Source organism: Proteus sp. G2618, assembly GCF_009915995.1.
Classification (GTDB): Bacteria; Pseudomonadota; Gammaproteobacteria; order Enterobacterales; family Enterobacteriaceae; genus Proteus; species Proteus terrae.
Map to the genome: position 1 here is coordinate 166,570 of NZ_JAABNI010000006.1, position 14,732 is coordinate 181,301.

At 36.2% G+C, this 14,732-nt stretch carries 10 protein-coding genes; 5 read left to right on the forward strand and 5 right to left on the reverse strand.

The window, feature by feature from the left end; translation table 11 throughout:
• Positions 1-7 precede the first annotated feature (7 nt).
• From GWJ01_RS03185 to GWJ01_RS03200, 4 genes are all read right to left on the reverse strand, one after another.
• On the reverse strand, positions 8-3,709 hold the full coding sequence (locus tag GWJ01_RS03185) for a cellulose biosynthesis protein BcsC (protein WP_109402187.1): 3,702 nt from the start codon (positions 3,707-3,709) through the stop codon (positions 8-10).
• Positions 3,710-3,722: 13 nt separating this feature from the next.
• Entirely contained in the window at positions 3,723-6,074 is a 2,352-nt protein-coding gene (gene bcsB / locus GWJ01_RS03190) for a cellulose biosynthesis cyclic di-GMP-binding regulatory protein BcsB (protein WP_161710695.1), read from the reverse strand.
• A gap of 2 nt (positions 6,075-6,076) precedes the next feature.
• On the reverse strand, positions 6,077-8,197 hold the full coding sequence (gene bcsA / locus GWJ01_RS03195; RefSeq protein ID WP_109394492.1) for a UDP-forming cellulose synthase catalytic subunit: 2,121 nt from the start codon (positions 8,195-8,197) through the stop codon (positions 6,077-6,079).
• 171 nt (positions 8,198-8,368) lie between these two features.
• A complete protein-coding gene (locus GWJ01_RS03200) occupies positions 8,369-8,767 on the reverse strand; it encodes a hypothetical protein (protein WP_109394494.1) in 399 nt (132 codons plus the stop codon).
• 1,365 nt (positions 8,768-10,132) lie between these two features.
• On the opposite strand from GWJ01_RS03200, the gene GWJ01_RS03205 reads away from it, so the two are divergent.
• From GWJ01_RS03205 to GWJ01_RS03215, 3 genes are all read left to right on the forward strand, one after another.
• The gene (locus GWJ01_RS03205; RefSeq protein ID WP_161710696.1) at positions 10,133-10,684 is read left to right on the forward strand and encodes an NADAR family protein; all 552 of its coding nucleotides are present in this window, start codon (positions 10,133-10,135) and stop codon (positions 10,682-10,684) included.
• A 158-nt stretch (positions 10,685-10,842) separates the two neighbouring features.
• Positions 10,843-11,754, forward strand: coding sequence for an N-acetylglucosamine kinase (gene nagK / locus GWJ01_RS03210; protein WP_109394497.1), 912 nt, complete (start codon positions 10,843-10,845; stop codon positions 11,752-11,754).
• Between the two features lie 97 nt (positions 11,755-11,851).
• Complete coding sequence (locus GWJ01_RS03215) at positions 11,852-12,436, forward strand: rhomboid family intramembrane serine protease (protein WP_109394499.1); 585 nt, start codon at positions 11,852-11,854, stop codon at positions 12,434-12,436.
• Positions 12,437-12,455: 19 nt separating this feature from the next.
• On the opposite strand, the gene satP is transcribed toward GWJ01_RS03215, so the two are convergent.
• Entirely contained in the window at positions 12,456-13,019 is a 564-nt protein-coding gene (gene satP / locus GWJ01_RS03220; protein WP_098944031.1) for an acetate uptake transporter, read from the reverse strand.
• Positions 13,020-13,365: 346 nt separating this feature from the next.
• Here satP and GWJ01_RS03225 point away from each other — a divergent pair, with 346 nt between their 5' ends.
• Entirely contained in the window at positions 13,366-13,773 is a 408-nt protein-coding gene (locus GWJ01_RS03225) for a YgiW/YdeI family stress tolerance OB fold protein (protein ID WP_375804076.1), read from the forward strand.
• Positions 13,774-14,271: 498 nt separating this feature from the next.
• The gene (locus tag GWJ01_RS03230; RefSeq protein ID WP_161710697.1) at positions 14,272-14,721 is read left to right on the forward strand and encodes a DUF411 domain-containing protein; all 450 of its coding nucleotides are present in this window, start codon (positions 14,272-14,274) and stop codon (positions 14,719-14,721) included.
• The last annotated feature ends 11 nt before the right edge of the window (positions 14,722-14,732 follow it).

A 14,732-nucleotide genomic window follows, 5' to 3' on the forward strand; every position in this document is an offset into this window, starting at 1 on the left:
TCCTTAATTATTTAGACAGGAAGTCTGGGGTATATTTTAAGTGTAACCACATATTATCTTCAGCATAATCACCCGATGTATCATGCGATAAGCTGACACCTAACTCGGTTTCTTTGTTTAAATAATATTTCGCGTCTAAACCTAATCTATAAGTAAAATTCGTTTCGTCTTCTTCTTCGTACTGAGATTTAATACGAGGATCGCTCGCATTCTTTTTATTTAATGCGTTTTGCATATAACCATGTGTTGGGAAATAATCGCTGCCTTTCTGTTTGTAACTTTGTATCCCTATTGCACCATTTAGTGAGACTTCACCTTTTTCAAAACGGCGGGTATAAGCAACAGGCAATGTAACAGACACATAATCTTGTGGGCTAAAGTAGCCACCATGTCCTAGAGAGAAGTAGTTTTGGTTATTTCTAAAGTTCATATAATCAACATGCACACCGGCTTTTACTTCTTGTTGATCATCTTTATAGAACTTAGCATAAGAGCCAATCCACGCTTTCACTTCATCATTACTCGCAACACTTTTACCTTCGTAGTTATAGAAACCACCACCAGCATAAGCCCCAATTTTTCCATCATCCCAAGCATATTGAACTTTAGCGCCGTTACGAGTTACACGCCCCCAACTTTCGCCAGTCATTGGATCAGTACGCCCCATATAAGAAAGTAGACTATCTTTTATGGCTCTGCGCTCTGCGGTCAGTGTTAGTTGCCCATTTTGGCTAATTTGAGGTGAATATGTGAGGCCACCGACAACCGTTGCCGTATCTTTACCTAATGGCGTTGAGCCCACATCAAAGCTGACATCCTTGTCTGATAAGCGCAGTCCTAATTCAACACCAGAAGCACGTTGGCTACCGGCTTCATCGGCATTAATTTTGTTTTTCTCATCATGGTTATCGCTATTCTTAGCAAAGCGTTCAGCATGTTGAAGCTGACCAGTACCAAAGCGGTTAGCTCTTTCTCCAGAAACCGAACCACTGGTCATCGAAACTGGGTTAACACTAAATTCCCAACGGAATTCTTCACCAGGTACACTTGAAATACTCATTGGTGCCGAAATTTCAGTGACGTTAGATAATCCTTTATCACCATTGCGATGACGAACAGCAACACCACCTTGTACCCAAGGTGAAACTTTCTCTTCTAATTCACGAATAGAGCGTTGAACCGATGCCATCTCTTTACGTTCATAAATAGACCCCGCAATCGTGGCATTATCACTGTCACCTAATGCTTTTAATTGGCCTGCTGAAGTTTTCAATGAGCTATCACTATTTTGCCATTGCGCACTACGCAGTAACGTTAATGCTTTGCGATTCTCACCATTTAGTTGCGCAATTTGTGCAGCTTGTAATAAATAAGCTGGCTGTGAAGAAGATGGGAGTTGTTGCAACAACTGCTGTGCTTTTCTTCCATCTTTCTGTGCTAATGCCACTTCAATTTGAGCTTGGATTAATTTGCTATCTTTTCCTTGCTCTTTTTCTAAGTAAGAAAGAATTTTGTTTGATTGTTCAGGCATGGATTGCGCTAAATAAACACGACTTAATGCCATTAATAAATCGGGATCATTAGGTGATGCTTTTAAAGCAACGACTAACGTGTCGTAAGCCGCTTTAATTTCGCCTTTTTCACGTAAACTATCGGCTTGCGCAACTTTAGTCGCAGCTTCTAAACGTTTTTTCTCAACAATCGGTGTTTCTTGTTGTAAAGCAGGATCATTAATCAAGCTAGACGCCTGTGTATAATGACCTAACTCATTGAGAACGTTGATGTGACCTGCGTAGTTACCTACCGAGCCTTTAGTGCCTTTTGCAATATCACTTTCAACTAATTGTAACGCTTCATCGTTTAATCCACTGTTAACTAATTTCTCTGCTAATTCACCCACATCATTTGGATAATCAGCAACTTGATTAATTAATGGACGTAAAATATTACGCATGGCCACAAGGTTTCCAGCCTGACGATAATGGTCAGCTTGCGCAAGTTGGCGATGGAAACGAGCTCGTTGTAATAACTCTTTTTCAGCTTCAGTTTGTTGATTATGGCTACTTAGTAAGTTAAAAACTTTATCCCACTCTTTTTGCTCAACATAAAATAGAGATGCCACATAATCAGAATCTCTTGTTCTGCGGTTTTGTAGTTGTGAAATAATATTTTTTGCACCAACACTATCGCCATCCGCCACCATTAGGCGTGCTAAGTCAAGGTAAACCCAGTTATTTTGCGGGTTTTTACGCTGTGCTTGTAAAAGTAATTGTCTTGCTTGAACACGATCACCACTTTCTAATGCTTTTTGCGCTTCACGGCGTAATTTCTCAGAAGGATCGGTATTCGCAGTCAATTTTTGACGCAAAGAAGCAGATTGTTGAGCCAGTAATTGTTCTGCTTTCGTATTCTGTCCTTCCTGAACTAATAAATAGTAATAAGCAGAAATCACTTTTTCATTACGGCTATTTTGCTGATAAATCCCTGACAGCAATTGGTGGGCAGCAGGTAAATTACCTTGCTTTCGCAATAAGTCAGCTTGTAATAAATTGGCAGATAACCCTTTTTCACCTGAAGCACTGGTTAATGGGGCTAATTGTTCAATAGCTTGTTGAATATTTCCTTGTTTAGCGCGTTGTTGTGCGCTGCGTAATTGCGCATAAAAACCCGCATCTTCCGCTTGTTGCTTCCATTTACTGCCTTGTTCGCCACCCGATTGCGCAGCTTGATTTAATAAACGCTGACCGGTGGTTAAATCACCTGAACGTAATGCGATATAACCTAAACCTGCTAAGGCTTGCGCATCATTGTTATCTGACGCCAAAGCTTGTTTGAAATAACCTTCGGCTTCTTTCAATTTGCCTTTGTTTAATGCGGTATAACCTGCTTGGCGTGCATTACCTTGAATAGCACCTTGGAAATGCTCTGCAACCGCTTTATCGTTCGGGTTTGCTTGCAAATAAGTTTTATATAACACTTCATCATCAGGACGAACATTCAACCATAACAGTGCTTGACGCAGACCTTTTTTGGCCGACTCATCACCCGAGATATTCCCTAAAATAGTTATCCCTTCACGACGAGTCTCTTCGTTATAAGTCAATGTTAATCCTAATGCTTTTTGCGTTTCTTTATTATCAGGCATCAATGCAGCACGTTGCTTTAATCCTGTAATGGCTTGAGGCAACATTGTGGGTACACCTGCCATCGTTTGATAATATTCTAACGCCAGTGTTTCAGGTGGCTCACTGCTTACAAATAAACGTTGGTACGCTTTTATCGCTTCTGCGTGTTGCCCCTTTTTCGCTAACTCTCTGGCATATCCTAATTGTTGTTCACTAAATTGTGATGAACGGATGTTTTTTAATCCTTCAATTCGTGGATCTTGCGGTGCAATTTGCGCAAGTTTTTCTCGCCAATAAGTTGCTTGTTTTTCATTACCTTGTTGTGCAGTAAAGAATGCCATTAAATACAGCGCATCCTGATTATTGCTTTCCATAATCAAAACTTTTTGTAATGCTTCTACTGCACGTTCATCGTGAGCTCTACCATGCCAATAATTAGCTTGTTCAATAAGAGAACTGACAATACTTGGATCAGTTGCTGTTGTATTTGCCTCAACTGCGGTTGCTTGTACTTGGCTTGAAGCCCCTAGAATGCAACCTGCATAGATGACTTGAACGATGATATTAAGTGCGTGATTTTTCATCTCATATCCCCCCTTATTTGTCTGAACGATGCTGTGATATCTGATGTAAACGACGAGTTGAACGACGTTGTAACCAGTAATAAGTCACGAAGCCCGTCAACGCACAAAAACCAACCGCTAAAAGACCCAGCAAATAGACGTGTCTAGAGCTATACCAAAGGAATTGTTGTAAGAAAGGTAAGTCACCTTGCGAGAAGTGTTCACCTAAATGGAAGCTTTTTACAGTATCTTTACCACTAATAAGAGTGATATCGCCTTTAATCGCCGCATTTATTTGAGCTAAATTTAAATCATTGATAATGGTTTTTATCGAATCATTACCTTTAGCAGTAACTAACACAACAACCCTATCGCTTGCCCAAGGTGAGATAAAACTCATCATGCCACGCCAATCTTTCACCGAAGATAAGTAACTTGCAGCATCACTACTTTGAGATAAATAATCACCAGCCATCCAACCTTTTGCTTTATCAATCAATGATTGTGGTTTGACTTCGACGTTTTTATTTAAAAATGAGAACGTTTGTTGTGAAAAACGTGCTGGTAAAAAACCGTCACTACTTAATGAGCCAATCGCTAGCACATCGTGTTGAGAGAGATTATTTTTCTCAAGCTCTTTAGCACCTAAGAAAACTGATGCATGAGAAACTGGTGTACCTGTGGCATAACCTGATCTCGCCATTAAGTTCACTAAGGTATAAAGCTCTTCAATTGTTGGATTTTCAGGTAATAGCAGTGTGGTTTGTGAAAAATCCGCACGACGACTAAATGGGAATGACGCCCCTGAAAAATAAGCCAAGTTTGGCATTCTTGAATAGTGCCAAGTATTTTTAAATTGCAGCGTTGATTGCGGATCAATTTGGCTAATCAAACCACTGCCATCCGTTAAAATACAAGGAGCATCCTCAGGTTCACGTAAGTCAAAATAAAACTGCAATTGATTCTGACTGTAGATCTGACGAGGATTTAAATAGAGTGTGCTATTTTGCTGTTCACTCTCCATTCCCAGCCATTGTCTTAACATACCTAAAGGTTCTGAACGCGCCGGATACAATGCACCTAAGAATTGGTTATTCAAAGAAACAATTAATGAAGAGCGACGACTATTTAGTTTATCCGAATGAGGGAAAACATATTTCAAATCTAAAGGTAACGCATCACCATCCCACCAAAAGAGATCGGGTGAGACACGAAACGAAAACTGGTTCGGAGCATGGTTAATACCTTGACGCGAAAAATCATCACTACTATTGGAAATTTGACTTAACGAAACAGGTTTATTGGTATTTAACCAACGAGGTGCATCATAATCTTTACGCATAGCAAGCGTTTGAGACGGCACCACTAAGTGATCATTTTGTGGCAATTTACCGTTGTTTAACGCCCATACTGCTTGGCGAAGAGATTTCTCATTATCACCACTGATCAGTAATAATTTGAAAACAGGATCGACCGGATTATCAACAATGGTTAATTGCCCACTATTTCCTGAAGGTAGTGTAATACCCGCAATAGTCTGTCCTGAATAGCCCACTAAAATACCATCACTTTCAGGTAGCTGATTCATTAAAACAGGTAAATCAACTTGCTTAATATCATGGCTGAGACTACCAAACCATGATGCAGCAATAGCTGCTGTTGTTACTTCTGCATGGTCAGGTTTATCCGACAATATGATGGGTAACGAGGTCGCTGTCATTCTGTCAGGATCAAAGAACGGTAGGGGCAATCGCTCCAGACTATACCCGCCATTAATCCAGCGACCTCGATAATCTAATGATGAATCTGGTGAAATAACCAGACTTAATCCTTCTGCCAATGGAGGAATACATTGGTTTTCATCCAATGCATCACGATTGGCTAAACGAAAACTGAGGTTATTTACATTCGTCAACATCATTTCAGGGATTTCTAAAACATATTCATGCTCTTGCCCACCTTCTTCTAAAGGTAGAAATCCCATAGGTTGACCATTTAGCATTAAGTGAAGTGTTTGATCAGATTGAATTAATCCTTGAGACGCTTTCACTTTCATCGTTAATGTGGCGTTATCAATAAATAAATCATTCGCCATATTAAAAGTTACACCAGAAAGTAATTTTCTTCCTGATAATACGATAGGTGATGGATTTCCCATCTGTGCCAATGTTAATTGCTCTTCGATATTACGCGCTTCAGACAATACACCCTTTTCAAGTTGGAGCGGGTTATTCGTATTTTGTTGCACTGGCGAATGTGTATAAGAAGTTGGGTCAAGTAAAAACTCCCCTCCTAGCTCTAACATTCCGGTATCTGCTTGAGAAAGATTAATACTTGCGATCGCCATCGCCGTTAGGCTTAGCATTAATGTCAGTTTCTTTTTCATGCTTAGTCATCCCCGTTAATAGATTGCACAGAGAGTGAAGCTTTTGCTTTCGTTCTTGTTGCTGGTGCTTTCACTTTTTGGCGACGACCAAAGAACAGTTCAAAAATACAACGCGTAATGCCTGCCAATTCTTTAAATGGTTTGTCTTTATAATCCGCTTGATGGATCCATGCATCAGCACGACCAAAGACAATACGCACTAATTTACGGCGAAGATTTAAATCAATAGGCAAGAATTCAAGACGTAGTTGATTGCTTTCTAAACTCACCATGTCAACAGGAACAGTAACTTCATCTCGTTGTACATTCAGAGTGATTGAAGTGACATTACGTTGGCGAAGTTCAGACATCTTATTCACGGCGATGCGAACGCCCCCCATTGAAATATCTTCAGTGGTTGTCGTTAACTCAGCACCATCATCAAAATGTAAGGTAATAGGGAGAGACGCGTTGATCCGTGTATGCTTACGAATTTGTCGAGTCTCTTTACCTACTGCAATAGAGGCAAGAATGATAAATAAACTGTAAGTTGCCCAAGAAAGGTTTAAAACAATAACCAGTGGATCAATACCTTGGAAGTCATTTAATAGGTAACGGATAACAACCCATGAAATCCCAGTAACCAGAAGAAGTGCAGTAATAATTAATGGACGTACAGTGAGATAATCCATATAGCTTTTATCAAGCAAATCACCTTTATCTGTTACGTTAAATTTACCTAATTTTGGTGAAACTAAGCTCAATAAAGTAGGTAACACCAAACTAAATGCCATAACAGTTTCATAAATTTCGCCCCAGAAAGAGTAACGGTATTTACCGATATTTTTCGAGTTTACATAAACCGACATGATTAAGTGTGGTAACGCATAGGCAAATATCATGCTGGCGGATGAAGCGATAATATTGAGGTTAAATAACATAAACAGTAACGGTGCAGTCAAAAAGATGATACGAGGTAAACCGTACTGAAAATGGAGCATGGCATTGAGGTAACATAAACGCTGAGGGAATGTTAAACCACGACCTAACATTGGGTTATCTACGCGGAATATCTGTGTCATTCCTCTCGCCCAACGAATACGTTGATTAACGTGCAATGCTAAACGTTCAGTCGCAAGACCTGCAGCTAAAGGAATATCAATAAATGCAGAGTTCCAGCCTAAGCGTTGTAATTTAAGCGCAGTGTGCGCATCTTCAGTTACTGTTTCAACAGCGATACCACCGATTTCTTCAAGGGCACTACGACGCATAACAGCACATGAACCACAGAAGAATGTCGCATTCCAGTTATCATTACCACGTTGAACAGGGCCATAGAAAAGCGCACCTTCATGCGGTGCATCTTTAGCCGCACTTAAGTTACGTTCAAATGGGTCTGGCGAGTAGAAATAGTGTGGTGTTTGGATCAGCGCTAATTTTGGATCTTCAAGGAAGCTACCGACTGTTGCCTGCAAGAAAATACGTGTTGAAATGTGGTCACAGTCAAAAACGCAAATTAGCTCACCGTCTGTTAATCCCATCGCATGATTTAAGTTACCCGCTTTTGCGTGATCATGAACTTCACGTTCAATGTAAGTTACACCAACATCACCAGCGAATTGTTTAAATTCTTCACGGCTACCATCATCCAATATATAAACTTTCATTTTATCTTGTGGATAATCGATAGCTTGTGCAGCTAAGACAGTATCACGTACTACATCCAAACTTTCGTTATAGGTTGGAATATAAATATCAACAGTAGGCCATTGAGAAATATCTTTAGGTAAAGGTGCTATTTTTCTATTTAATGGCCATGATGTTTGGAAATATCCTAGGACTAATATTATCCAAGAATAAATTTCAGCCATAAATAAACCACTACCTAAAACAGCCTCGATAGTTGTATTAAAATTTAAGGTATTTGTTGCACGCCAGTAGAGATAACGCGTTGACATCAACAATGAAATAAAAACCATTGTTAACAATCGTTTTTTTGATTTTTTAAAACCGATAACAAATAACAGCAATATATTGATAATACCGAATATATATTGTTGTTCGGCACTCATTGGCATAACAATGAGTGAAAACATTGTTATCAATAGAAAAGCCGTAATTAATGTTTTAAATATTTTATTCATAAACCCATACCTTTGTCATCGCCATAGATCTTTTCTTAAGACAAAGGCATCCCATCGACATTAATAAACATCGAAAAGAAATAAACCTATCTTAAAAAATAAAATAACAATGGCTAACGATTGACACCAGTCAATATTATTTATCTACACAAAGAGTTTTACTTATTTAGATTAGACAGAGGCAATAAATGACAATATATCTTTTAGTGATATATTTTCATGAGCATGAACTCTATCTGTTTCTTTGCTATCAAATATTTTATTATCTGCTAACAAATTTTTCTTACTCTTAATTAAACTGTCTTTCTTTGCTTTAACAACTAAAGCATCCTGGTGATAAGAAGAGATAGACGATGAAGTAACAGGCTGTTTTGGTTCGTTTTTCACAACAAGTGAAGTTTCAGAAAACGTATTATTACTTAAATTACTAATTTTATTATTATCTTCTTTATTTATAACTACTGGTTCTATTTTATTATCAACATCTTGTATTGTAGAGGAAGAAAACTCCTGAAAAGCAAAGGCATCTTCCTGAAACTTATCTTTTAGGTTACTAATATCATCATACATAGTGTGGCCCCTTTAATAACTGTACTCTAAACCTCGTTCAATAATTTGATGCTCATCCAAAATAAGGAAGAGAGAACCTTATAGATAATTTTTACAACAAGTTAAAAATATATCTTTATAAATTCATATTTAAACTCTCATTAAATCATCAATTAATGAACATCAACTATGTAGGGTAAAATAATCTTATAAACACCGATTTATTTAATTACAAATAAGCATCATCCGATTAGGAGTAATGATTATTTAAATTAAATTGTATAATTATTTTAATGAAAAAGACAACATCAAAAAAAGTATAAAAATTTAAATATTACTCATTTTCACTTCATAAAGTTGGGTATTTTTACTTAATTTAATATTCATTATCACCATCGAAAATAGCGTATTTTTCACCCAAAAAAACACGGTTAAAAACCGGATAATAACTACTATTAACTAATAACAATTTGTATAAATTTTATAAAAATAAAATTCTAAAATAATCCTTAATTAATATTATTTCCTCTAAGAACTAAAGAACCTTTCAAGATCAAATAAAAAAAATCTTCATATTTTCATTAAATTTACCCTCTAAAAAAGAGCAGAAAAAATGTTAAATATTATTAATCCATATTGATCATCATCAAAAATGATTTATTTTTTACACTCAAAAGGTGAATTTATTGCTTTTTATCATATAAAGATAGGCTGTTTTTATTGAAAAAAAATAAAATACATCAGTGTTGGTTAAGTTTTGGAAAAAACACCCTAAGAAAACAGACAAAAATAGATTATCTAACTATGAGTAGTATCACTATTTACTTATAGTAAATACCACTAAGAATAACCCGTATTTCAGGATAATTAACTTAAGTTATATTTTATACCTAAAACAGTATTGTTAATTTAGCTTAACAAACCAACAAGCGTGATCTAGTTCAAATTATAAATGTAACAATGAAAAAATACGTTATCATTCATTTAACCTATTGAATTTTATATTAAACAAACAAAACAATAGTTATATATACTAATAATTAGTATAAATACCCATTATTATGTTTTTTTATATTAAAAATACTTAACCAACTACATCTTTATACTAATAAAGTTATATCATTTTAAGATAATCTTTTTATGTAATCATATAAAATAATATACTTTTTAGATGTTTTTTTTTAAGAACAATCCTACGAGTTTAAGTTCTATTTTTTTATTATTCGATAGAAACTAATCAAAATAAGACGTTTAATTATATCAATATGATCAAATAGCGGAATCGCTTCACCTACTCACAGAATCACAAAAAGGCACTCTATCCTTCTTTACTTCTATGCTATCTTTATTAGATAAGCAAAAAGCCTTCGTGATAATGGAAAAAAAATGGATTTAGAACAATTAAAGAAAGATTTCCGTACAGGTAAGAAAATAAAATTTGTTTACTTTTGGGGACACAAAAGTAAAACAGATGAAGTCACAAAAAGTTGCTTTAGCCAATGGTACCCAGCACCCTTTATCTTAGATGATGTTCGTTACATCAGTGCTGAACACTATATGATGGCTGAAAAAGCGAAATTATTTAATGATATAGAAGTCAGAGAGCGGATTATCACTACATCTAATCCGGGCTCAGCAAAAGCATTAGGCAGAGAAGTAAAAGGGTTTGACCAAAGCATTTGGGAACAACACCGTATGGATATTGTTATTCGTGCCAATATCGCAAAATTTTCCCAAAATGAAGAACTCGGTAAATTTCTGATTTCAACAGGCAATCGTGTGCTTGTTGAGGCAAGCCCCGTTGATAAAATATGGGGAGTCGGTTTAAGTGAGCAAGATAACGAGATTAACAATCCTCTTCTTTGGAATGGATTAAATTTATTAGGCTTTGCTCTAATGAGAGTACGTAGTGTTTTGATTGAAGGTAGTAATCAATAGATAAAGAAAACTCAACTGTCACCAATCACTGTTCTTCTTTAACCTAGTGTATATAAGCAGTAGAGATAACTTAAGTATTGACTGAAATAGAAATGGCCATGTAACGACAACCTTGTCGTTACTATAAATAATATTTACAGAATAATTAAGAGACTGATATGTATTATGGTTTTGATATGGGCGGCACAAAAATTGAGCTTGCCGTTTTTGATAAAGATCTGACTCAAGTATGGCAAAAACGTGTTCCTACACCTAAAAATGACTATCAGGCATTATTGAATGTTTTTAAGGAACTGACTTTAGAAGCTGACAATGAACTAGGTTGTAAGGGAAAAGTAGGTGTGGGTGTTCCTGGTATTGTGAATGCTACAGAAGGAACGGTGTTTACCACTAATGTTCCGGCAGCTAAATACAAACCTATGGTTCACGATCTCGCACATATACTCAATAGACCCGTTAAAGTCGAAAATGATGCTAACTGCTTTGCTTTATCAGAAGCTTGGGATCCTGAGTTTCGTCATCACCCTTCTGTATTAGGTCTTATATTAGGCACGGGAGTGGGTGGCGGATTTGTTATTGATGGCAAAGTATTGTCTGGTAAGAATGGGATTGCTGGTGAAATCGGTCATATGAATCTGAATGTAGATGCAGATAATGTGATCGGTGAGACGATGCCAAAAATTATTTGTGGCTGTGGCAAAAAAGCGTGTTTTGAAACCTATTTATCGGGCCGTGGTTTTGAACGTATGTATAAAGCCTTCAATCATACCCCACAAAGAGCGGTTGATATTGTTGAGCAATATTATGCAGGCGATGAAAAAACTCAAGAACATGTTGATCGCTATATGAAAGTACTTGCGATTTACCTTAGCAATATTCTTACTGTACTTGACCCTCATTTGATTGTTATTGGTGGTGGATTATCACAATTTAACGCCCTGTATGAACTATTACCTGAATATCTCTCACACTGTGTTTACGGCAATGCACAAATTCCATTAATAGAAAAAGCACGTCATGGTGATGCAGGTGGCGCTCGTGGAGCTGCTTGCCTTAATTTATTAGACTGATAAAGAAAAAAGAGCCTTTCTTCTTTTTTCTTAAAGGCTCTTCTATTTATAGCTTATAGTGTTTTATCAGCACCATCACATTATTAAGGCTATCGGTATGGATAAGATTTGGTTTAAAAAAAGACTCACCTTTCTTGGTGGGTTAACTATCATATTAGTCTTACTTCAACTTATTAACTCACTACTCCCCATCTCTCTTCTTCAATGGGGCATTATTCCAAGAACAGGTGAAGGTTTAATTGGTATTTTTATCGCGCCTTTCATTCATGGATCTTGGTCTCATCTATTTAGTAATCTACTCCCGCTTCTTATTCTTAGCTTTTTATCCATGACCCAATCTCTACGAGAATATGTGTTATCCAGTATATTTATCATTATCGTAAGCGGTTTATTAGTTTGGATTTTTGGACGAAGTGCTATTCACGTCGGTGCAAGTGGATGGATTTTTGGATTGTGGTCTTTGCTTATTGCTCACGCTTTTACTCGACGTAAAATCATCGATATAGTGATCGCACTCTTTGTTCTATTCTATTATGGGTCAATGGCCTACGGATTAATCCCAGGACAATTAGGTGTATCAACAGAATCACATATTTCAGGTGTTGTTGCAGGGCTACTTTATGCATGGTGTGCAAGAAAGCTAATTCGCCGTAAAAGCCGAGTAGTAGAAGTGGCTAAATAGCCACTTCTCTATAAAACAGTTACTTATGACCAATTGGCAGTATTGTTCTGCCATACATCTCATTTAATACTTCAGCCATTGCAAGATAAAAAGCACTGGCACCACAAATAATACCTTCAAAACCTGCAATTTTTAAAATTAGTGCATTGCCGGTGATATTTCCTATCGCCAGTAAAGCAAATAAAACTGTCAGACTTAAAAAGACAAACTGTAGCGCTCTATTGGCTTTTAACGTGCCAATAAACATGAAAAAGGTAAATATTCCCCATAGCGCTAAAAACACACCTAAAAAGAGAGGTGTTGTTGGCTCGCTTAAACCCATTACTGGTAATAACCAAATTCCTACCAATGTTACCCAAAAGAAGCCGTAAGAGGTAAATGCAGTGGCGCCAAAAGTGTTGCCTTTTTTAAACTCAAAAATTCCAGCAATAACTTGAGCAATCCCACCATAAAAAATTCCCATACTCATAATGACTGAGACAACTGGGAAAAAACCGGCATTATGTATGTTCAACAAAATCGTTGTCATACCAAAACCCATTAAACCTAATGGACCCGGATTGGCAATACGTTCGTTAGTCATAAAACCTAAAACCTCTAAAAATAATAGGGGAAAATTTAAAAAAATTTGAAGGCGCTGGATGATAAGAGGTAACACATCCAAAAACAATGATCCCAAAGGGTATATTTTTGAATAACCGCCAACATCGATCCCAAGGAGAAATAACTAGTAGATTTAACTTAGAGAAAATAAGTATTTAGTGATAGATGCTTATATCAACAAAAAGAACAAAGCAAAATAAAGGTCTATAATTTAAATGTTAATATCAATCAGTTGATATATTAATACTTAAATTTACCTTAAAATGCGGTTTTATACATAGAAATGAAATAAAATCTAATACATTAATTAGTTTAATTATTAACCTATAAGCGAGCTTGTTATGAAAAAAATACTTGTATTATTAATCGGTAGTACTTTGGCTTTTGCATCTCAAGCAAGTACAACACATGAAGGTGGCTTTCAAGGATCTATTCAGCCCCCCACAGAGCAAGGTGGATTTAAAGGCCCTTCTATTAGTGAAACAACCGTTGCTAAAGCAAAAGATCTTTCTGATGACACTTGGGTTATCTTGACGGGAAAAATTACCAAAAAAATTGGTGATGAGCTGTATGTTTTTGAAGATACCACCGGCGGTATCAATGTAGATATTGATAATAAAAGATGGCGCGGACAAACAGTGACACCAGAAAATACTGTCAGAATTGAAGGTAAAGTTGATAAAGAGTGGACAAGTACCGAGATCGACGTAAAACAAATTACTATTATTAAATAATTATCATCAAATAATTTGTCTTTAAATTAAATACAACTTAATTATTATAAAAGCTAATATATTGAAATATATTAGCTTTTTATTTTTCACTTTTTTATATTTTAGTTTAATCAATAAAATTGGATCCTTTATACAAATTTCTCCGCTTTAACCTCAAGTTAAGTTTAGGTTTATAGTTATTATCAGTTAAAACACAGCTACTCTTCACAAGAGGTGATTTAACTCATGAGATACCCTCATAGTCGTTTACATCCTAACTACTCTACGTTTACCCTGTTTTCTCCATTTTAAGCCTGCTATGCAGGCTTTTTTTCTACTTATATCAAGTCATATTCTCGAAAAACATCAAAAAAGGATAAGCAAAGTATTATTTATACCTTTGTTTTCTATAAATATTTTTTTACAAAACTCTACGCGTTTATACCTTAATTAAATTGACCTTCCAGTAGGGGGAAAGATTATTGTTTCGTCTATCAACTTAATGAAAGGAATAAAACAATGAAAAAGTTATTACTGCCTTCTCTTATTGCAATCTCTGCTTTTACAAGTACAGCTTATGCTTCCAACCATAATGTTGTTGAGGTTTATAAAACAGAGAGTTGTGGATGCTGTACTTTATGGGCTGATGGTGTAAAAGAAGCAGGATTTAACGTTAAAGTGAATATAGTTTCAGAAACACAATTAATGGAAAAGTACCAACAAGCAGGTGTACCTAATAATTTATTAAGTTGCCACTTTGCGACTTATCAAGGTAAAGACTTAGTCGGACATATCCCGGTTGATAGCTTAAAAAATATCGACTTAGTGGATAAATCTAAATCCGGTATTGCTGTTGGTGGAATGCCTGCGGGAAGTTTAGGTATGTATGCTGGTGATTATAAAGAGCCTTACCAAGTTATCGCTTTTGATAAGTCAAGTAACCAATCTCTATTTAAATCTTACAACTAGTTTTTTTGTAC